The following is a 20,131-nucleotide window of genomic DNA, read 5'->3' on the forward strand; positions in this document are numbered from 1 at the left end:
AATGAGTAAACAAGTGTTTAGTACAGATTTTTACGGGAAAAATCTGACAGTAGAAGTAGGAGAATTAGCTAAACAAGCTAATGGTAGTGTTTTAGTAAGATATGATGATACAGTCATCTTATCAACAGCTGTTGCAGGGAAAGAACCAAAAAGTGTAGATTTCTTTCCACTAACAGTTACATATGAAGAAAAATTATATTCTGTAGGTAAAATTCCTGGAGGATTTCTAAAAAGAGAAGGACGTCCAAGTGAACATGGAACTTTAACTGCAAGAATGATTGATAGACCAATTCGTCCATTATTTGCAGACGGATTTAGAAATGAAGTACAAGTTGTTAATACTGTTTTATCAGTAGATCAACAAGCTTCTCCAGAAATGGCAGCAATGTTAGGGGCTTCTCTTGCATTATGTGTTTCTGATATTCCTTTCAATGGACCAATCGCAGGTGTTAATGTTGGTTTAATTGATGGAGAATTTACCATCAATGCTGGTCCAGAAGAAATGGAAAGAAGTTTAATCAATTTAGAAGTAGCTGGTACAAAAGATGCCATCAATATGGTTGAAGCAGATGCTAAAGAAGTTGATGAAGATACAATGTTAAATGCTTTAATGTTTGGACATGAAGCTATTAAAGAATTAATTGCTTTTGAAGAAAAAGTTGTTGAAGCATGTGGTAAAGAAAAAATTGAAATTCCATTATTTGAATTAGATGAAGCTTTAGTTCAAGAAATTACAGATTTATGTAATGATGAAATGGTTGCTGCTGTATCTATTCCAGGAAAACTTGAAAGATATGCAGCCATTGATGAAATCATGGATCGTGTAACTGCACAATATGATGAAAAAGAATATGCAGATGAAGAAACAAAAGAATCTGTGATGAAACAAGTTGGAATTATCTTACATGACTTAGAAAAAAATGAAGTAAGACGCTTAATTACGGAAGAAAAAATTAGACCAGATGGTCGTAAAATTGATGAAGTGCGTCCATTAAATGCACAAGTTGATTTATTACCAAGAGTTCATGGTTCTGCTTTATTTACAAGAGGTGAAACACAAGTTTTATCTGTATGTACATTAGGAGCTATGGGAGAAGTTCAAAAAATCGATGGTTTAGGATTAGAAGATCAAAAACGTTTCATGCATCATTATAACTTCCCACCATATTCAGTTGGTGAAACAGGAAGAATGGGTGCTCCTGGACGTCGTGAAATTGGACATGGTGCTTTAGGAGAAAGAGCTTTAGCACAAGTTATTCCAAGTGAAAAAGACTTCCCATATACAATCCGTGTTGTTTCGGAAGTCTTAGAATCAAATGGTTCAAGTTCACAAGCTTCAATCTGTGCATCATCAATGGCATTAATGGCTGCTGGTGTACCAATTTCAAATCCAGTTTCTGGGGTTGCGATGGGACTTGTTAAAAAAGGTGACGATTATACAATCTTAACTGATATCCAAGGTATGGAAGATCACTTAGGAGATATGGATTTCAAAGTAGCTGGTACTAAAAATGGTATTTGTGCTTTACAAATGGATATCAAAATTGATGGTATTACAAAAGAAATCTTACAAGAAGCTTTAGCACAAGCAAAAGTAGGACGTGCTCAAATCATGGATTGTATGTTAGGAGCTATTCCTGCACCACGTGATCATTTATCTAAATACGCACCAAAAATGCATGTTATGCATATTGATCCAGAACAAATTAGAGATGTTATTGGACGTGGTGGAGAAACAATTAATGAAATCATTGAAAAATCAAATGATGTTAAAATTGATATTGATCAAGACGGTACAGTGGTTATCTACCATAGTGATCAAGAAGCAATCGACACAGCTGTTTCTTTAATTGAAAGAATTGTTAAAAAAGCTGAAGTTGGTGAAATCTATGATGGAACAATTGCACGTGTAAATGATAATTATGCATTCGTTACTTTATTTGAAGGAACTGATGGATTCTTACATATTTCTGATTGGTCTTATGAAAGAACAAGCAAAATGCAAGATGTATGTAAGGTAGGAGATGTCATCAAAGTTAAAGTAACTAAAGTTGATGATAAAGGTAAAGTAAATGTTTCTAGAAAAGCTTTACTTCCAAAACCAGTTAAAAAAGAAGAAAAAAATGAAAAAAATGAAAAATAAAATCATACTTGCAAGTAGTTCTCCAAGAAGAAAAGAACTTTTCGATAAATATGGAATAGACTACACAGTAGATTTTGTAGAAACAGAAGAAGTGTTAGACGAAAGTTTAACACTTTTTAAAAGACTAGAAAACATTGCTTTACAAAAAGCCAAACCACTTCAAATAAAATATCCAAACAATATCATTGTCTCAGCAGATACCATGGTAACCTTCCAAGATGAAATGTTAGGAAAACCAAAAAATAGAGAAGACGCTAAAAGAATGCTTGAGTTGTTATCGAATAATAAACAAGTTGTTATTACAGCAGTATGTATCATTAAAGATCAACAAAGCACAACATTTACAGATGCAACAACTGTTACATTTAAAAAATTATCTGATCAAGAAATTGAAAATTATCTTGATACAAATGAATGGCAAGGCAAAGCGGGTGCTTATGCAATCCAAGGAGTTGCTTCAAAGTTTGCAGAAAAGATTGATGGAGATTTAGAAAATGTCATTGGAATGCCAATGTATAAAGTTATCAAATATTTAGAAGCTTAACAATATAACGCGTATATATCTTTATAAGATTAAAAGAGGCATAGAAATCTAATAATTTACGATAGATTTTATGCCTCTTTTTATTAAATAAATTTAAATTGTTTATTTATTTTTTTGTGTTTTTGTATAATATATTCTTGGTGTAATTAAACAAATTATAAATAGTATGAAATTAATTAAAAAATATAAAAGAAATGAAAAATGATATTTAAAATAATAAAGCGTATTTTGAAATAAAGAAACAATCATCTTCGATAACGGAATTCCTATAATTGTCAGTAGAACTAGAGATATTACAAAATAAATAATACCTTCTAAAGAAAGCAACTTATACAGTTGTTTTTTTGTCATTCCAATTGCTTCTAATGTAGCCAATTCTTTTTTTCTTGAATTGATATTCATGATAATAATATTAATAAAATTGAAAATTCCTAACATAAGTAAAATACATGCAAAAAGAATACCTACAAACATAAAGCAATTTATAATTGGTTGTAATTGCTTGATGGTGTTGATTTGACTTTTAAAAGTGATAGTACAGTTTTTAAAAATACTTAAAAGTTTTTCTTGAAGTTTTTCATTATTGACATTTTTAGTATTGATTTTTAATTCTTCATAAATTGGATCTATTTGTAATTTTTCAAGACCTTTTTCGCTCATATAAATGCAGATATGATCACTATCAGAAATCAAATAATTTTGGGCATCTTGTAGAAAATTAGAATCTTCTTTAAATAAATTTTCAATTTTATAATCGATAAGTTCACCGTTATTATTTTGTATTGAAAGGGAATCATTTATATACTTACGTGATACAGATGTATCTAAAAGATAGATGCTATCACCATTTAAAAATGATATGTTATCTGTTTTATTTGTTTTAGAAAAATGAGAAAGATCATCTTCATTTAAAAGAATGATAGTTGCTTTAAAATGATTGCTTTCTTTAGCAAAACTATTCTTCTTACCTAATTCTTTTTGCAAAAATTTAGATGAACCTGTAACTGTTGAATAAGCAGTTTTAACGATTTTTAATTCAGTTATTTCTTTTAAAGATTGTACTTTTGAGATTTCTTTATTGGTTATATCACTTTGCTTTCCTTCGTTATTTGGATTATTTGCCTCGATATTAAAAGAATAAGGCTGTTGTCTAGCAAAAAGAATATTATAATCTGGCTTTGAAATGGCAGAATAAATTGTTAAACAAGAAAATAATCCAATAAATAGTGAAAGTATAACAGAAATATTTCTTTTACCGTTTCCTAAAATATTTTTAATAGCGAGAGACAGTATGCGATTTTTTTTGAAAATAGAAAATGATCTATTTATATATGATGCATTACCTAGACCGTTATATCTAATTGCCTCAATAGGTGATATTTTGCTAGCAATCTTTGCCGGCTTTTTACTACTTACCCAAATAGTAAGTAAGACATAAATAATAACAATTAAAAACAAGAAAGGGCTAAATGAAACATTGCATGGAAAGATGTTTTCAATAGCTGATCCCGATATTAATCGCCGAAGTGTATAAGGTACTAAAAAATATGAAAATAGTGATGCAAACACTAATCCCATAGGAATTGCTAATAAAGCATAAAATAGTGTTTCTTTTTTTACAATCGATTTTATTTGTTTTGGGGTCGTTCCTATTGTTTTAAGTTGTCCATAAAAATAAATGTCATTATTGATAGACAGTTGCATAATATTATTGATAATAAAATATCCGCTTAATACAATTAGAATTGCTAGAAATGCACATGCTACAATAGACAACAAACCGTCTGTTTTATTTGCTAAAAGACCGAAACTATAGAGTTTTTGATTTTTTGCTAAGTTTAAGTCTTTATTTAATTGGGACATAATCTTATCAGCATCTTGGTGTTTATCTTTAAGAGAGACCATTGTGACTTGATAAAGAGACGAATGTGATTTAGCGTACATATTTGAAATAATAATATTTCCTATTTGATTAATTTCTTGATGATGATCTTTGAAATAAAAAGTTGCTGCAGCAACATTAGCACTTTTGGTTTTTTGATCTCGACCAATTAAATAATCAGTAAAAATAGCACTAATATTAAATCTTTGTTTTTGATGATTTATATTTAAGTAATATAATCACCAATTTTTTTGTTTTTATAACCTAATTTATTTAATGTCCATCTTGACAAAGCAATTTCATTTTTCTTTGTAGGATAATTTCCTTCAAATGAAGCAACTGTAGGCAAGATGTCTTCTTTCCATTCAATATCATCATAATTAGAAAGAACGATTTGACTATCTGAATAGGAATTTTCAAAATTAATACGACCATAATAGTGTTGATTACCAATATTTTTAATATAATCTAAATCATTTAATTTGTTTTTTTGTTTTTTAGTAAGATTCGTCATCATGATTTGACTTGTTGTCCCTGCACTTCGTAGATTATAGGTTTGATAATTGTCATAGTAACTGAATCCAATTGAAAAAATACTATAAATCATAAAAGTAACAAGAATGATAGAGACAAACATAAAAAGTGTTTTTGTTTTATTTTTTAATGTTGATAATGTGAGTTTATTGATTGCTTTTTTATTATTATTCATCATTGTTTTCACGCAACTTTCCGTCTTCAATTTTTATAATACGATCAGCTAATTGAGCAATATCCTCATTATGAGTAATCATGACGATTGTTTGTTTAAATAAATGACTTGTTCTTTTAATTAATCCTATAACTTCCTGAGTAGTTTTTGAGTCAAGATTTCCAGTGGGTTCGTCTGCAAGAATAATAGATGGTCTTGTTGCCAGCGCTCTAGCGATAGCAACACGTTGCTGTTGACCACCTGATAGTTTATTGGGATATATATTTTTTTTATCTTCTAGTTTTAAAACATGAAGTATTTCGTTTATAAAATCATATGGAATCTCATTACCATCAAGTTCAATAGGTAAAGTGATATTTTCTAAAACAGTGAGATTACCAATAAGATTATAATTTTGAAAAATGAAACCAATGTTTCTTCTTCTAAAAATAGCCAGTTCATCTTCATCCATTGATGTAATATCAATATTATTAATAAATACTTTTCCACTGGTAGGTTTATCTAATTCACCAAGTAAATTTAAAAGAGTAGATTTTCCACTACCAGAACTTCCAACAATTGCAATAAATTCATGATTGTTAATATTCAAGTTAATGTTATCCACAGCTTTTACAGTATAGTTATCCATTTTATAATATTTTTTTAAGTTTTTTGTTTTTACGATTTCCATAAGCACTCTCCTTTGATTATCTATATTCTACAAAATAAATATCACAAACTTGTTACAAAAAAGATAATGAATTAAAAAATTCATTATCTTTTTAAATAGATTGTAAAAGTCGAACCTTTTCCATATTCGGATTGAACAGTGATATAGCCTTCTTCTCTAGATAAGATTTCTCTTGTCAAATAGAGTCCAATACCAATACCATCTTCATCTTGCACTTCCTGTGCTCTATAAAATCTTTGGAAAATATTATTATAGTTTTCTTTTTTTATACCAATTCCTTGATCAGTAATTGTAATTTTAGAAAAGAAAGTATTTTTTGATATTTGAATTGTTATGGTTGTATTTTTATTTGAATATTTTATGCAATTTTCTAAAACATTAAAAATAGCTTCTTGAGTCCACTTTTCATCATATAGGGCAGAGATATGTGTATTTTTGGATAGTTCGATATTAATATGTTTTTTTTCAGCAAGTAAGAAAACATGATTAATGACTTCAATTAGAGTAGAATAAAGATCATTTTTTTCAATATTTAATTGAATGATATCTGTTTCTAATCGAGACATTTTAATAAGAGATTCCATTAGGAAATCAAGTTTATTAATTTGTTGATTAAGCATTATATGAAAGTCAATAGCTTCTTCTTTAGATAAATCATTACGTGCTAACAAATCGTTGTATATTTTAATGTTAGCTAAAGGTGTTTTTACTTGATGAGAAATATGAGTGACTAATGACTGAATTTCTTGTTTAGAATGGATTGTTTCTTCTTTTTCGATATCCAATTCTTGTTTATATTTATTAATTTGATGTAATAATTTTGAGTCAATCGTTTCTTCATATTCTTTATTGCTTTGAGTTGCTGTTTTATCAAAAGTATTAAAAATATAATGTGTTAAATGATTTATTTTTGATTTGAAAGAAAAAATGTTTAGATAGTGTATAAAAATACTTACTAATGCATTTAAGATGATTAAGCATTTTATTAAGATAGAATTTGTTGAAAGGAAAATGATTATTGAAATAGAAAATAAAAATAAAACATAAAGAGTTGCAATGATTTTATTCATCATGACACCACCTGTAACCTAGGCCATAAACAGTTTTAATATAATGGTGTTTATCATCTTCTATCTTATTTCTTAATCGAGATATATTAACAAGCAATGTATGCTCATCAACATAATTTTCATTTGAATCCCATATTTTTTCAATGATTGTTTCTTTTAAAATTATTTGATTTTGATTTTCTAAAAATAAAGATAATAATTTGAATTCTAGAGGTGTTAATTTGATTTCTTTATTATCGATTACTAATTTAGATGTATTCTTATCAAAAAATAGATGGTCATCTTTGTAGAAAGTGTTTTTTGTATTTCTTTTTAAAATAACATTTATTTTCTTGTGAAGAATTTCAATATTAAATGGTTTTGTTACATAATCTTCTGCGCCTAAATTAAAACCATGTAAAATAGCTGAATCCAAATCACAGGCAGATAAAATAAGAATAGGAATATTTGAATTGATAATTTTTATTTGTTCAATAAGATCAAAACCAGATAAATCAGGGAGATTGATATCTAAAATAATAAGATCAAGATTATTTTGAGAGAGTATGTCAAGTGCTTCTTGACCGCTAAAAGAAGATAATACATAAAATTTTTCTTTTTTAAAATAAACAGAGATTGCTTTATTTAAAGGTCTATCATCTTCAATTAATAAAATATTATACATTTTTCATCACCTGTTAATTAATTATCTATGTTATGACATGATTGTCAACTTATAGATTAACAAAAAAGATAAAAGATATTTTCATAAATAGAATCAATTGATAATAATCTTGTTTTTATTATGATATAATTAAGTAAATAGAAAAGGTTCAAAAAGGAGGAAAAATATTATGAATAATTTTGCAGAGATTGTAAGAGTAGGCATTATTGCAGGACTTGGCGTGGTTTTAATGATTATGGCTCTTTTAATAGCAAATGGGAACTCGTTTCTAACAAAAGGAATGAACAAGAAATATACAAATGAATCTGTTAGAGATTATTGTAAGAGTAATTGTTTAGGGCAAATTATTTTTGCTTTAGGTCTTATTTTAGAGGGAATCTTTTCTAAAGGAATATTTTATTATTTAGGAGTTGGATGTTTATTTTTTGGAGCAGTACTTATGGTAGCTGTTTCTAAGAAATTAGTAAAAAGAGTATAATAGCATGAAGATGAGAAATAAAATCTCATCTTTTTTATTTGAAAAAGAATGGCTAGATGAAAAAATATAAAATTATTTTTGTAATCCATTTTTTATAAAAAACACGTAATATCAAGGGATTCCACGCTTCGTAGACATATTCTCTAGATGGAATGTTGTATCTTTTAAAGAAAGTTTTTAGTATGATAGGTGTAAGGGAGTTGTTTATATGGATAGTAAAAAAATTGGAAAAGTAATTGCAAAGAGAAGAAAAGAAAAAGGAATGACTCAAGGGGAACTGGCAGAAAGATTATCTGTTTCTAATAAGACAATTTCTAAATGGGAAACCGGGGTAGGGTTACCCGATATTTCAATTCTTGTTGATCTTGCAAGTGTTCTTGATATAAGTGTTGATGATTTATTGAAGGGAAAAGAAAATAAAGTTCAAAATGCTCTATGTGAGAAAAACTTTTTAATAAAAAAGAAGTATTATAAAAAATATTTGAGAGATCATTTTTTTGAAAGTAAGGCTTATTGGCTATTCAATTTTATAGGAATTATGTTTATCTTAGGAGGTTTTGCTTTTTTACCACTTCAACAATATACTCATCATTATGTAGATATTCTTGGTAAAAGTTTTATTGTTTTAGGAATTATTCTCATATTATTTCCTTTTATGCAAATTTTTTGTAAAAGCAACTTTTTTAAAGAACATGAAGTCTTTTATACATTTAAAGATAATGGAATGACTTATCAAGAAAATGAAGAAGCTATTTTTTATAGTTTTCCACAATTTAAAAGAATTAATTATAAAGATTTTATACTTTTAAAGAAAAATCAAAAGATTTTATTCGTTGATCTTAATGATTTAGATCAATTAGAAAATGATATAGAAGAAACAAAAATTAAGAAGAGTTCATTTTTAATTTCTTTATTTACCAGTGTTATAGGTTGTTCATTATTGGTCTTACAACTTGGTTATTTAGTTATCTTAAAAAGATTTGGATTTGAATATATTCATTCAATGAATCAAATTATATTTAATCTCATTATTTTATGTTGTCTTTTCATTAATTATTGTCTAATTAAGAAAAAGAAGATTAAGATTCAATATGTTTTAATAGGCTGTTTAGGATTTGTTGTAATTTCTATTTTTGGATTTCAGTATTTTCAAAAAGATGAAGAAATTTCATCTTTTTCTTCAAATTTAAAAAACAGAGCTGTTTTAAAATATGATGATAATGACCACCGTTTGGACATTTACCATTATACTTATTTATGCTTTGCTAGAAAAAGTGATACTGTTTCTACAGAAATGAAAGGTTATCATGGAAAATGGCTTACGAATGATTGTTACGTTTTTACTTATAATAACGAAGAAAATCAAAAGAAAGTGTATGTATCTACTTTTGGCGATCGTGGTGATGGAATTTCATATTTTAATATTTTTCCTACATTGCAAGGGGAATGGTTTAATAAAAATAACGGTGAAACAAAAACATATCTTAAAGAAAATGCAGGACAATTAACTTTAAAAATAAAAAATAAAACGCAATATTTTGATGCAGATGAAACAAAACAAAATGGGACGATTGCTTTAACTTTATCTAAAGATGAAGAAGCTCAATATATTATTGCCTTAGATGAAAACTGTATTTTAAATGAAGATAATCTTTTAGATAAAAATGGGACAATTCAAATTTATAATCTTCAAAATGATTCAAGTGTAACTCTTTATTGCGGGACCTATAAAGAAGATAAAAAAGAACAAGAAGAAATTGATAATGACTATCGAAAACAAGCCAAAGAGCTTGTTAATAAAATGGTTGCTTATTTGAAAAAAGACTCAACATTACCTGATTTTGATGATAGAGAATCTCTTTTTAAAGTTCCTTCATCATCCAATGACTTTTATGTTGTGACAAGAGATGCCTATTTTCATTCTTTAAAATTATTTAAACAGGATGGAGCACAAGAAACGGGGCAAATTAAACAAATCAAAGTTTTAGCGGGAGATATTAATGATTTCTATGTTGAAATGACTTATACATCGACAATTACCTATTTAGGTGAAACGGAAACCATGGATATTACATATCATTATCGTATAAAAAAGGGAAAGGATTGTTATTTGGTAGCCTTTGTTGGTTATCGTGTACCAGGGGATATTGGTTTAGTAAAGTGTGATCCTGTTATTGAAAAAGACGTTTCAACAAATGAAGATTATGCATATTCTGTAGGAGGACAGTAGAAATGAAAGATAAAAAGAAATGGATCATTGGAATAAGTGCCTGTGTTTTACTGATAGTTTCTGTGTTTTTTGTGTTTAATCAAGGGAAAAGTAATGAACAAGTTGTTACAGAGTATTTTGAACTTTTAAAAAAGAAAGATTATAAACAAATGTATCAAATGTTAAATCCCAAAATAGTGTATACACCTACACAAAAATACTTTGTTGAAAAATATAAAGAATTTTATGAAGAAATTGATGCAAAAAATATTCAAATAAAAATCTTAGATGAACAAGATAGTGTCATTGAATATTTAATCTATATTGATACCCTTGCAGGAAGAATCACTTATCGAAATAAAGTAGGGGTCAAAGATGAACAAATCCAATTTAATAAAAATCTAATTATGGATGGGTATACTGATGGGTGCAAAATAAAAATAACAACATATAATCCTGAAAAAAGAGGACGTATTTTAGATAGAAATGGAAAAGTTCTTGCTGAAGATGGAAAAGGTTATTCTGTTGGACTTGTAAAAGGAAAACTAAATGGTGAAAATGATTATGGACAAATTGCACAGTATTTAGAAACAGATGTTGAAACCCTTCAAAAGAAAATGAGTGCATCTTGGATTAATGATGATTCTTTTGTACCTATCAAAACTGTTTCTGAAGCAACTAAAAACGATTTAATCAATAAGAATATTTTAGGTATCAACGGCGTTAAAATTTCGACAGTGAGTATTCGTACGTATCCTTACGATAAGGTGGCTTCACATATCGTAGGCTATGTTCAAAATGTTAATGCTGAAGATTTAAAAAAACATAAAAATGAAGGCTATAATTCGACTTCAGTCATTGGAAGAAATGGGATTGAAGCGGCTTATGAAGAAAAGCTAAAAGGAATCACATCTGGTAAAATTGAATTGGTTGATAAAAATGATAAAGTTATTAAAGAACTTTGTCATAAAGAAGTTAAAATGAGTCCACAAGATATTACACTAACAATTGATATTGATTTACAACAAAGCCTTTATAATGAATATCAAAATGATAAAAGTGCATCTGTTGCTCTCAATCCAAAAACAGGAGAAGTTTTAGCACTTGTATCAACACCATCCTATTCAAACAATGATTTTGTTTTAGGGCTTTCAACAGATAAATGGAATGCTTTAAATAATGATGTCAACCAACCATTGATGAGTCGTTATAAACAAACCTATACACCCGGTTCATCTATGAAACCTATTACAGCAGCTATTGGGTTAGAAACAAAGACGATTGATCCAAATAAGGATTTAGGGACTAAGGATAAATGGCAAAAAGATTCAAGTTGGGGTAATTATTATGTGACAACATTACATGCGCCTTCACCTAATAATTTAAAGAATGCAATCACGTATTCTGATAATGTTTACTTTGCAAGAAGTGCGTTGAATATTGGAAAAGAGAATTTATTTAAATATTATAAAAACTTAAAGATTGGTAAAAAGGTTACTTTTGAACTTGCTTTAAATAAAAGTCAGTATATCAATAAAAATCAAAAAGTAAGTGATCAATTAATTGCTGATAGTGGCTATGGTCAAGGACAAATTTTGATAAATCCACTTCAACTTGCAAGTATCTATAGTGCTTTTGTTAATAATGGATCAATCTATCAGCCACATATAGTTCAAGGACAAACAAAAACATGGATTAAAAATGTTTTTTCAAAAGAAACAACAAAAATAATAAAAGAAGATCTTATTAATGCCATTGCGGATGAAAATGGAACAGGACATGCCATCTATCATGATAATGTCATTCTTGCCGGAAAAACAGGAACGGCAGAAATCAAACAAAGTCAAAGCGATACGACAGGAACAGAACTTGGTTGGTTTACAGTCATGACGATAGATGAAAAACAACCTATTTTAATGACAACTGTCGTGGAAGATGTTAAAAATCGTGGTGGTAGTGGTTATGTTGTTGAACATACAAAAGCACCATTAGATTTATATTTATCTCAAGTAAGTGATTAACTAAATGAATGAAATTTCTAACGAAGTTTCATTCGTTTTTTAAAGAAGGGAAAAAATGGGAAAGTATCTTTTAAAGAAACTTGTGATTATTGAAACGCTTATGATTGGCATTGTTTCTTTATTTATAGTAATGAACTATTTTTCTAATAATACTATTTGGGATTTAATAATTCATGATGAACCTGAAGACGTATTACTTTATGAAAATAAGGATGCGACATCAAAAGCAAAGGTACAAATATATGAAAAATGGAGTTTGTCATTGTTTGATAGATATATCCGTGTAGATATTACCTTTAATAATTTAGAAACATATAGCTATTCAACAGTATGTTATGCAAGTGAAAATCTTGATTTTAATAATACTCAAGATGTAAATGTTAAATGGAAAAGGCATATTCCATCAATTTATATGAGGAATCATCCAACGATAACAATCAGGTCTATAATACAAAAGGAGTAGGTATGAAATATAAAGTAAAGTTATTTATTTTTGGTGTGGAAACATTTATGATATTTTGTATTGTTTCTACAATGATTTTTACCCGTATTTATAATGGCTCCTATTTTTTGATTTTTCATCAATTTGATAAACAAGAGCATCTTATTTTAAAAAAGAAAATAAGTAATCGTGATTCTATTGTTATTTTTGAAAGAGGAGAACCAGTATTCTTTGAAAAGAATCATCTAGAAATAAGATTGAGTAATAGAATTGATGTGATCGACATTGACATTGATAATGCAGGCAAACCTTTAACAAAAAAGAATATAGATATTAATCAAAGACAAGATTTTATTGAAATAACAATCCATAAAAATGATGGAAAGACAATAGTTTATAGTTTGATGAAATAATTAAAAATAAAGTGTCCAACACTTCACAATTCATTAAGAAATAATATATAATTTAGTAGAAATCATAGAAAGGATGGTAATTATATGAATGTTCAATCAGATTGTGAGTCATTATATATAAACTGTATAGAAGAATATAAAAAGAAATATAGTATAGATGATGAAAAGGTTTATGAATTATTTCATGAATATCATATTTTTGAAAATGTTCTCTTACAGCATGAATATTTACATCAAGTAAGTTTTGAAGAAGTATTTCAGTATATTGAAAAACTTATTAAACAAGATTCAAAAAAAATAACAGTGTATCATGGTAGTTGTTTTAAGTTTGATCAAATTGATTTGAACAAATCACATAATCGTAGAGATTTTGGTAAGGGATTTTATACAACAGTATTAATGTCTCAATCTAAAGAATGGGCTTATCGATTATCATTAAGAGAAAAAAAGAATAATTATTATGTATATGAATATTTGTTTGAGAAGAAAGATGATTTAAATATTAAATATTTTGATTCATTAAATGAAGAATGGTTAGAATTCATTAAAGAAAATAGAATTAAAGGCGGTTTACAACATCAATATGATGTTGTTATTGGACCAGTAGCAGACGACAATACAATGCAGACAGTACAATTATATATGTCTAATATTCTAACAGCAACAGAAGCAGTAGAAAGATTAAAATATAGTAAAGTTAATAATCAAGTTTCTTTTCATAGTGAAAAATCATTAAGTTGTTTACGATTTATAAGGAGGATGAAATACGATGCATGATATTTACTATTTTAATGGGCAAGATATTACGATGAATGTATGTATTCAAATTCATAGAGTTATTAATCTTATTCAGGAACAAGAAAAAATTGATTTTGAAGAAGCAACGGGAAGGTTTTATCGTTCTCAAACGTATAAAACACTTACTCAAGTTGAAAATGGTTTATGGGCAGAAAATGCTGAATATATTTTAGATCGTTATAACGAAGAAAAATAGGACTTCCTTAGAAGTCCTATTAGTCTTTTAAAGGCTCTAAATCATGATTATAAAGTTCAATGTTAACTTCTTCTACGGTTTGTTTTTTTAACAAACCATTTAATAGAATAAGATCTCTGGCATTATGTGGATATAAGTCACCTGCATTATTTAAAGATAATAAATGATTTGTTTCTTTTTGGGTTAAATTCATAGCAAGAGCTAATCGATAGATTTTATCCTTTGCATTTTTTCCTTTTTCGCCACGGATAATTTTATAAGCATAAGTTCTTTCTAATCCTGATTTTCGTATAATATCTGCTTCTTTTAAATGATATTTTTTAAACAAATGATGGATATATTCAGAAAAATCCATATCATGAATTTGTTTTAAAAGATCATCAATATCTGCTTCGTTTTTTAAAGAGTTTTCTATTTCTTCTGTTAAAATCATATCATCACCTAAAAATATGATATACTATATTTTACGGAGAGACAAGATATGATAGTTTTAGAATTAGAAGTTATTAAAGAAACAACCCAAAAAAGAATTACATTAGTAAGAGAATTAGATAAAAGAAATATTTATATAAAAAAAGAATTGAAAACATATAATAAAACAATTTGGGAAAAGTTAAAACAATTAGATATAGAAGGAATACCACATATTTATTCAATAGAAGAAAATGAAGACGGTTTAGAAATCATCGAAGAATATTTAGCTTGTCAAACATTATCTGATATTTTAGATGAACATACTTTTTCAAATTTAGAAGCTTATCAAATTATAAGACAATTATGTATTATTTTAGATGTATTGCATCAACAAGATCCACAAATTATTCATCGTGATATTAAACCCGAAAATATCTTTTATGATGGAAAACAAGTCTATCTTTTTGATTTTGATATAGCTAGAAATTATATTGAAAATCAAAAAAGAGATACTACGGTGTTAGGAAGTCAAGGTTATGCAGCTCCTGAACAATTTGGTTTTTATCAAACAGATATAAGAAGTGATATTTATTCTTTGGGAGTTTTATATCATGTTTTACTTACTAATAAGTTGCCTAGAGATTATGACTTACAAGGAATAGAAAAGAGAATAATTGATAAAATGATTGCTATTGATCCTCAAGGCAGATATCAAGATGTAAAAGAAATTATTAAAGATTTAGATCAATTATTTCATATTGAAAAAAAGAAAGAAAAGAAAATCAAACATCCTAATGCTTTACCGGGATTTAGAAGTGGTAAGCTTTGGAAGATGATTGTAGCGATTATGGGTTATCTTTTATTTATATGGATTTTAATAAGTTTTAAGATTAAAAATCAACCAATAAGTCAGTATCAGTATTTTGTTTATCGCTTGATTTTAATTTCTTGGTTTATTATAACACTTTTATTTTCTACAAACTATTTATCTGTTAGGGACTATTTACCTTATTATAAAAATCATGGGATTGTTGTTAAAGTTTTAACAACGATTATTTCTTGGCTTATTTTATTATTTATCTCTATTATTATTGGAACTCTTTTAATGTATTTTTAATTGTGCCCCGAGGGGGCACCTTTTTTTATGTCTTATAAGATAGATTATAGATGTAGTCTATTTCTAAGATAAGGAGGTTATGTATGGATATAGAAGAATACCAAAGTAAAGATATAGCTGGGAAGATTCTTTATTTAGCATCATTGTTTAAGGGGATAAAAGATCATTTGGATGTATTAAATGAAAGAGAAGAGTTTAATCAAGTTGAATCACAAATATTTACGATTTTAAATGATTTAGAATTAGGTATTCATGAATTATGTATTTTATATGAGATATTAGAAAAGGAATAGACAAAAAAGAAAGGAGAGGGAATATGAAAACTTGGAAATTAGTAGCAGGTATTTTATCAATTATTTTAAGTGTATTTGTTTTTTTTCAATCAGTATTAGTAGGGACTGCTAATACAATGTCAGCTAATGGAGAAGTAGGAGGAAGTGCTGGTGTTTTTGTCTCTATTTTTATGTTAGCAGGAGGAATTGTTTCAATTGCTGTAAGAAATAGTCAAAAAAATGGAGGAAATATTGCAGTTGTTATTTTATTTTTACTAGCAAGTTTTTTAGGTATAGGACTTGCTGGAAGTTTTAGTGATTTAAATGTTTGGGCAGGATGGTGTTTAATAAATGCTGTTCTAGCAATTATTTCAATTTTTAAACAAAATAAAGGAGTACAACAATGAAGAAAATAATCAAGATAGTTTTAGTTTTGTTTGTAACACTTACATTAGGAGCATGTGGAAGTAGTGAAGAAAAAGATACAAATAAACATACAAAAACAGAAGAAAAGAAAGAAGAAAAAATATATACGATAGGTGGAACTGTAACATATACTAAAAATAGTAAAGATTTGATTCATTTTACAGTTGATTCAGTAAGAAATACAGATGATCGTAATGAATTTGCAGATAGTCAACCAGAACAAGTCATTATCATACATTATTCTTATGAAAATATAGCAAATGAAGATGATATTTATTTTTCAAGTATTAACTTTAAAGTTATTGATGAAGGTGGAAATGTCTGTGAAACTTATCCAGCTTCTATAGATACTTATCCCCAAACAGCACCTATAGGGACAAAAAGTGAAGGGGAAGAGGCTTATGGTTTAAAGCAACAAAGTTCTAAGATTAAGTTGATTGTAGAATTGGATTATTCAGGAACAAAAGCTACTTATGAATTACCAATTCAATAAAATTAAGAAATAATAAGAAATAACTGTAAACGCTTACAAAAAAGTATTGTTTTTTCCTCTAGGTGAATTTATAATTATATAGTATGGAGGAAGAAAATTATGGGAAGTACTGTCAAAAAAATTGCATTATTATCTGGTGGAGGTGATTGTCCAGGGTTAAACGCTGTTATCCGTACAATTACTAAAACTGCAATCTCTAAATATGGTTATGAAGTGATTGGATTTGTTTATGGTTATAGAGGTTTATACCATAATAATTATGTAGAACTTACTGAAGAATCGGTAGAAGATATTTATAAAGAAGGAGGAACTATTTTATATAGTTCTAATAAAGATAATTTATTTGATTATTTAGTAGATGATGGTCATGGTGGAAAAGTAAAAAAAGATGTTTCTGATGTGGCTGTTGAAAACTTGAAAAAAGATGGTGTTGATGTTTTAGTTATTTTAGGTGGAGATGGAACGCTTACAAGTGCACGTGATTTTTCAAGAAAAGGTGTCAATGTTATTGGTGTACCTAAAACAATGGATAATGATTTAGCAAGTACAGATGTTACTTATGGATTTATTTCAGCAATGTCTGTAGGTACAGAATTTATTGATCGTTTACAAACAACAGCAAAATCACATCATCGTGTTATTTGTTGTGAATTAATGGGCAGAGATGCTGGATGGATTACTTTATACGCAGGTCTAGCAGGAAATGCCGGTGTATGTTTGATTCCAGAAATTCCATTTACCATTGAAAATATTGCTAAAGCAATTAAGAAACGTGATGAAATGGGATTACCTTATACAGTAGTAGCTGTTGCTGAAGGAGCAAAATATGCTGATGGAACAAAAGTTATTGGTAAAATCGTAGAAGATAGTCCAGATCCAGTACGTTATTCAGGATTAGCTGCTAAAGTAGCTGATGATCTTGAAAAAGTAATTCCAAATCATGAAGTACGTTCTGTCAATCCAGGACATATTATTCGTGGTGGAGATATTACAGCATATGATCGTATTTTATCAATTCGTTATGGTGTGGCTGCAGTTGAACTTATTAATGAAGGTAAGTTTGGTAATGTTGTTACAATCAATGGTGATAAGATGGGATATACTTCATTAGAAGAAGTAATAGGTGCAGCTAAGATTGGTCAACAAAAACATGTTGATCCAAATGGAGAACTTGTTAAAGCAGCTAAAGCAATTGGTATTTCATTTGGTGATGAATAATAATAGTAAAAAGAGGTTTCTTGATGAAACTTCTTTTTTATTGGACAAATAATCCAATAGAAATCAAGGTTTATATCATGTATAATACTTTTAGTAGTACATAATAATACAGATTAGGAAGTGAGTTGATTGTATGAAGTTAATACCTACAGGAATTGAAAATTTTAAAACGATGATTGATAAAAATGCATATTATGTAGATAAAACAAATCTAATTGCAGATATCTTAAATGAACAAGTTGTTTTATATACAAGACCTCGAAGATTTGGTAAGACACTTAATATGTCTATGCTGTATTATTTCTTTTCTATCAAAGAAAAAGAAAATGCTTATTTATTCAATGATTTATATATTTCAAAAAATAAGGAAGCTTTAGAACATCAAAACAAGTATCCAACAATACTTATTTCTTTAAAAGAAATGAAAAGTTCTTCCTTTAAAGCTCAAATAATTGCTTTTTCTAATATCATCTATGAATTATTAGAAAAAAATTTGGAAATATTATCTTCAGCTCAATTAACTGATACAACAAAGAAAAAACTAAATAGTTTGCATGATGAAACAACATCAATTGAAGATTTAAAATTTTCACTAAGGGTTATATCTAATGCCTTATATACTCATTATCATCAAAAAGTGATTGTTCTTATTGATGAATACGATGTTCCATTACAATCAGCTTATCAAAATAATTATTATGATGAAATGGTAGATTTTCTAAGAAGTGTCTTTTCTTCAGCGCTTAAAACAAACGATGCTTTAGAAAAAGGAATCATGACAGGATGTCTTAGAATATCTAAAGAAAGTATCTTTACTGGTTTAAACAACTTTAATTCTTATTCTCTTTTAAATAATAGAGGTAGTGAATATTTTGGCTTTAATGAAAATGAAGTCAAACAGTTATTAGAAGATTATCAATTATCATCTTATATGGATGAAGTCAAAGAATGGTATGATGGTTATCTATTTGGAAATATAGAAATCTATAATCCTTGGAGTACACTCATGTATGTTGATAAAAAATCACATTTTTCTTCATATAAACCTACTTCCTTTTGGGCAAATACTAGTGGTAATGATCTTGTAGTCAATTATATCCAAAATGGTAGTGATGAACTCCATGAAGAATTTGAACAATTGATTCAAGGCAAATCCTTAGAAAAATACATCAAGCCAGAACTTACTTATCGAGAAATGGATCATATCAATAATATCTATAGTTTTCTTTTACTTACAGGTTACTTAAGAGTTATTGAAGATTTAGGAGAAAACAAATATAAACTGGTTATACCAAATAAAGAAGTCTATGAAATCTATAAGCAATCTTTTATGAGTTATTTTGAAGATTATACTTTTGTAAGAAAAGAAGATCTCTATCAATGTCTTGTTAGAGAAGATGTTGATCAAGCTAATGAAATATTAGGGGATATCTTATCAAGAAGTATCAGTTACTTTGATAACCAAGAATCTTTCTATCATGGATTTCTAGTAGAACTCTTCAGTGGTAAAAAAATCAAGTCAAATAGAGAAGCCATGCATGGAAGATTTGATTTATGTATTCTCCCTAAACAAATCTTTCAAACGGCGCTTATCTTAGAATGCAAACATTCTAAGAGTGTTAAAGAACTTGTAAGTGACGCAAAAGAAGGAGCAAAGCAAATCATTGATAATAAATATGAAGATGAAATTATTAATGATGGTTATTTACATGTAAAAGGATATGGGATATCCTTTTATAAGAAATACTGTTATATTGTTAAAGCAGAAAACAGTTAAATATACATCACTTAGGAATAGCGGCTTTATGAAATAACATGATATTTTTAAAACGAAGCTAATTAGATAACATGAGGTTTTTTCGGCGCTCTAATTAATCGAGTGCTTTAGCGAAATTCTCTCTAAATTATTAAGGGGGATATTGATGTGGAATCAGTATTCCCTCTAAAATATT

At 27.8% G+C, this 20,131-nt stretch carries 21 protein-coding genes; 15 read left to right on the plus strand and 6 right to left on the minus strand.

Annotation, left to right across the window (positions count from 1 at the left end; translation table 11 throughout):
* Position 1 precedes the first annotated feature (1 nt).
* On the plus strand, positions 2-2,143 hold the full coding sequence (pnp, locus tag LJD34_RS00690) for a polyribonucleotide nucleotidyltransferase (RefSeq protein WP_117867754.1): 2,142 nt from the start codon (positions 2-4) through the stop codon (positions 2,141-2,143).
* Complete coding sequence (locus LJD34_RS00695) at positions 2,124-2,687, plus strand: Maf family protein (RefSeq protein ID WP_227358938.1); 564 nt, start codon at positions 2,124-2,126, stop codon at positions 2,685-2,687. Before pnp ends, LJD34_RS00695 begins: the two co-directional genes overlap by 20 nt.
* 102 nt (positions 2,688-2,789) lie before the next feature.
* Here LJD34_RS00695 and LJD34_RS00700 read toward each other — a convergent pair whose 3' ends face one another.
* The 5 genes from LJD34_RS00700 to LJD34_RS00720 form a co-directional block, all read right to left on the minus strand.
* The gene (locus LJD34_RS00700; protein ID WP_227358939.1) at positions 2,790-4,550 is read right to left on the minus strand and encodes an ABC transporter permease; all 1,761 of its coding nucleotides are present in this window, start codon (positions 4,548-4,550) and stop codon (positions 2,790-2,792) included.
* A 245-nt stretch (positions 4,551-4,795) separates the two neighbouring features.
* Positions 4,796-5,278, minus strand: coding sequence for a hypothetical protein (locus LJD34_RS00705; protein WP_227358940.1), 483 nt, complete (start codon positions 5,276-5,278; stop codon positions 4,796-4,798).
* Positions 5,271-5,948 carry an ABC transporter ATP-binding protein gene (locus LJD34_RS00710; RefSeq protein ID WP_118473289.1) on the minus strand — a complete coding sequence of 226 codons (678 nt, stop codon included), beginning with the start codon at positions 5,946-5,948 and terminating at the stop codon, positions 5,271-5,273. Before LJD34_RS00710 ends, LJD34_RS00705 begins: the two co-directional genes overlap by 8 nt.
* Before the next feature lie 83 nt (positions 5,949-6,031).
* A complete protein-coding gene (locus LJD34_RS00715; protein WP_227358941.1) occupies positions 6,032-7,018 on the minus strand; it encodes a sensor histidine kinase in 987 nt (328 codons plus the stop codon).
* Complete coding sequence (locus LJD34_RS00720; protein ID WP_032091354.1) at positions 7,011-7,682, minus strand: response regulator transcription factor; 672 nt, start codon at positions 7,680-7,682, stop codon at positions 7,011-7,013. The genes LJD34_RS00715 and LJD34_RS00720 overlap by 8 nt, the downstream gene beginning before the upstream one ends.
* Positions 7,683-7,851: 169 nt before the next feature.
* Between LJD34_RS00720 and LJD34_RS00725 the strand changes: the two genes are divergently transcribed.
* From LJD34_RS00725 to LJD34_RS00755, 7 genes are all read left to right on the plus strand, one after another.
* A complete protein-coding gene (locus LJD34_RS00725) occupies positions 7,852-8,160 on the plus strand; it encodes a hypothetical protein (RefSeq protein ID WP_032091353.1) in 309 nt (102 codons plus the stop codon).
* A gap of 208 nt (positions 8,161-8,368) precedes the next feature.
* On the plus strand, positions 8,369-10,390 hold the full coding sequence (locus LJD34_RS00730; RefSeq protein ID WP_227358942.1) for a helix-turn-helix domain-containing protein: 2,022 nt from the start codon (positions 8,369-8,371) through the stop codon (positions 10,388-10,390).
* Positions 10,391-10,392: 2 nt separating this feature from the next.
* Positions 10,393-12,390 carry a penicillin-binding transpeptidase domain-containing protein gene (locus LJD34_RS00735; RefSeq protein WP_227358943.1) on the plus strand — a complete coding sequence of 666 codons (1,998 nt, stop codon included), beginning with the start codon at positions 10,393-10,395 and terminating at the stop codon, positions 12,388-12,390.
* 55 nt (positions 12,391-12,445) lie between these two features.
* Positions 12,446-12,853: a hypothetical protein gene (locus tag LJD34_RS00740; RefSeq protein ID WP_117792448.1), complete on the plus strand. Its 408-nt coding sequence runs from the start codon at positions 12,446-12,448 to the stop codon at positions 12,851-12,853.
* Between the two features lie 2 nt (positions 12,854-12,855).
* Entirely contained in the window at positions 12,856-13,245 is a 390-nt protein-coding gene (locus tag LJD34_RS00745; protein WP_117792446.1) for a hypothetical protein, read from the plus strand.
* 84 nt (positions 13,246-13,329) lie between these two features.
* Positions 13,330-14,022: a DUF3990 domain-containing protein gene (locus LJD34_RS00750; protein ID WP_117867750.1), complete on the plus strand. Its 693-nt coding sequence runs from the start codon at positions 13,330-13,332 to the stop codon at positions 14,020-14,022.
* Positions 14,015-14,239, plus strand: a complete 225-nt coding sequence (locus tag LJD34_RS00755; protein WP_117792443.1) for a hypothetical protein — start codon at positions 14,015-14,017, stop codon at positions 14,237-14,239. Before LJD34_RS00750 ends, LJD34_RS00755 begins: the two co-directional genes overlap by 8 nt.
* A gap of 19 nt (positions 14,240-14,258) precedes the next feature.
* On the opposite strand, the gene LJD34_RS00760 is transcribed toward LJD34_RS00755, so the two are convergent.
* Positions 14,259-14,672, minus strand: a complete 414-nt coding sequence (locus LJD34_RS00760; RefSeq protein WP_032091348.1) for a hypothetical protein — start codon at positions 14,670-14,672, stop codon at positions 14,259-14,261.
* Between the two features lie 48 nt (positions 14,673-14,720).
* Here LJD34_RS00760 and LJD34_RS00765 point away from each other — a divergent pair, with 48 nt between their 5' ends.
* From LJD34_RS00765 to LJD34_RS00790, 6 genes are all read left to right on the plus strand, one after another.
* Positions 14,721-15,770, plus strand: a complete 1,050-nt coding sequence (locus LJD34_RS00765; RefSeq protein WP_227358944.1) for a serine/threonine protein kinase — start codon at positions 14,721-14,723, stop codon at positions 15,768-15,770.
* Positions 15,771-15,853: 83 nt separating this feature from the next.
* Positions 15,854-16,063, plus strand: a complete 210-nt coding sequence (locus tag LJD34_RS00770) for a hypothetical protein (RefSeq protein WP_022001110.1) — start codon at positions 15,854-15,856, stop codon at positions 16,061-16,063.
* Positions 16,064-16,086: 23 nt separating this feature from the next.
* Entirely contained in the window at positions 16,087-16,449 is a 363-nt protein-coding gene (locus LJD34_RS00775; RefSeq protein ID WP_117782277.1) for a hypothetical protein, read from the plus strand.
* On the plus strand, positions 16,446-16,961 hold the full coding sequence (locus LJD34_RS00780; protein ID WP_227358945.1) for a lipoprotein: 516 nt from the start codon (positions 16,446-16,448) through the stop codon (positions 16,959-16,961). Before LJD34_RS00775 ends, LJD34_RS00780 begins: the two co-directional genes overlap by 4 nt.
* Before the next feature lie 99 nt (positions 16,962-17,060).
* Positions 17,061-18,179, plus strand: a complete 1,119-nt coding sequence (locus tag LJD34_RS00785; RefSeq protein ID WP_117782276.1) for a 6-phosphofructokinase — start codon at positions 17,061-17,063, stop codon at positions 18,177-18,179.
* A 133-nt stretch (positions 18,180-18,312) separates the two neighbouring features.
* Entirely contained in the window at positions 18,313-19,956 is a 1,644-nt protein-coding gene (locus tag LJD34_RS00790) for an AAA family ATPase (RefSeq protein WP_227358946.1), read from the plus strand.
* Positions 19,957-20,131: the final 175 nt, after the last annotated feature.

Origin of the sequence: Faecalibacillus sp. MSK20_93, from assembly GCF_020589945.1 — a bacterium.
GTDB classification, from domain to species: domain Bacteria; phylum Bacillota_I; class Bacilli_A; order Erysipelotrichales; family Coprobacillaceae; genus Faecalibacillus; species Faecalibacillus intestinalis.

Bases quoted from the DNA above. Each gene is read 5' to 3' on its own strand.
- LJD34_RS00785 (WP_117782276.1), top strand. From the start codon at position 17,061: ATGGGAAGTACTGTCAAAAAAATTGCATTATTATCTGGTGGAGGTGAT.
- LJD34_RS00720 (WP_032091354.1), bottom strand. From the start codon at position 7,682: ATGTATAATATTTTATTAATTGAAGATGATAGACCTTTAAATAAAGCA.
- LJD34_RS00755 (WP_117792443.1), top strand. From the start codon at position 14,015: ATGCATGATATTTACTATTTTAATGGGCAAGATATTACGATGAATGTA.
- LJD34_RS00705 (WP_227358940.1), bottom strand. From the start codon at position 5,278: ATGAATAATAATAAAAAAGCAATCAATAAACTCACATTATCAACATTA.
- LJD34_RS00775 (WP_117782277.1), top strand. From the start codon at position 16,087: ATGAAAACTTGGAAATTAGTAGCAGGTATTTTATCAATTATTTTAAGT.
- LJD34_RS00780 (WP_227358945.1), top strand. From the start codon at position 16,446: ATGAAGAAAATAATCAAGATAGTTTTAGTTTTGTTTGTAACACTTACA.
- LJD34_RS00710 (WP_118473289.1), bottom strand. From the start codon at position 5,948: ATGGAAATCGTAAAAACAAAAAACTTAAAAAAATATTATAAAATGGAT.
- LJD34_RS00750 (WP_117867750.1), top strand. From the start codon at position 13,330: ATGAATGTTCAATCAGATTGTGAGTCATTATATATAAACTGTATAGAA.
- LJD34_RS00745 (WP_117792446.1), top strand. From the start codon at position 12,856: ATGAAATATAAAGTAAAGTTATTTATTTTTGGTGTGGAAACATTTATG.
- pnp (WP_117867754.1), top strand. From the start codon at position 2: ATGAGTAAACAAGTGTTTAGTACAGATTTTTACGGGAAAAATCTGACA.
- LJD34_RS00700 (WP_227358939.1), bottom strand. From the start codon at position 4,550: ATGTCCCAATTAAATAAAGACTTAAACTTAGCAAAAAATCAAAAACTC.
- LJD34_RS00730 (WP_227358942.1), top strand. From the start codon at position 8,369: ATGGATAGTAAAAAAATTGGAAAAGTAATTGCAAAGAGAAGAAAAGAA.
- LJD34_RS00760 (WP_032091348.1), bottom strand. From the start codon at position 14,672: ATGATTTTAACAGAAGAAATAGAAAACTCTTTAAAAAACGAAGCAGAT.
- LJD34_RS00765 (WP_227358944.1), top strand. From the start codon at position 14,721: ATGATAGTTTTAGAATTAGAAGTTATTAAAGAAACAACCCAAAAAAGA.
- LJD34_RS00695 (WP_227358938.1), top strand. From the start codon at position 2,124: ATGAAAAAAATGAAAAATAAAATCATACTTGCAAGTAGTTCTCCAAGA.
- LJD34_RS00740 (WP_117792448.1), top strand. From the start codon at position 12,446: ATGGGAAAGTATCTTTTAAAGAAACTTGTGATTATTGAAACGCTTATG.
- LJD34_RS00790 (WP_227358946.1), top strand. From the start codon at position 18,313: ATGAAGTTAATACCTACAGGAATTGAAAATTTTAAAACGATGATTGAT.
- LJD34_RS00715 (WP_227358941.1), bottom strand. From the start codon at position 7,018: ATGAATAAAATCATTGCAACTCTTTATGTTTTATTTTTATTTTCTATT.
- LJD34_RS00725 (WP_032091353.1), top strand. From the start codon at position 7,852: ATGAATAATTTTGCAGAGATTGTAAGAGTAGGCATTATTGCAGGACTT.
- LJD34_RS00735 (WP_227358943.1), top strand. From the start codon at position 10,393: ATGAAAGATAAAAAGAAATGGATCATTGGAATAAGTGCCTGTGTTTTA.
- LJD34_RS00770 (WP_022001110.1), top strand. From the start codon at position 15,854: ATGGATATAGAAGAATACCAAAGTAAAGATATAGCTGGGAAGATTCTT.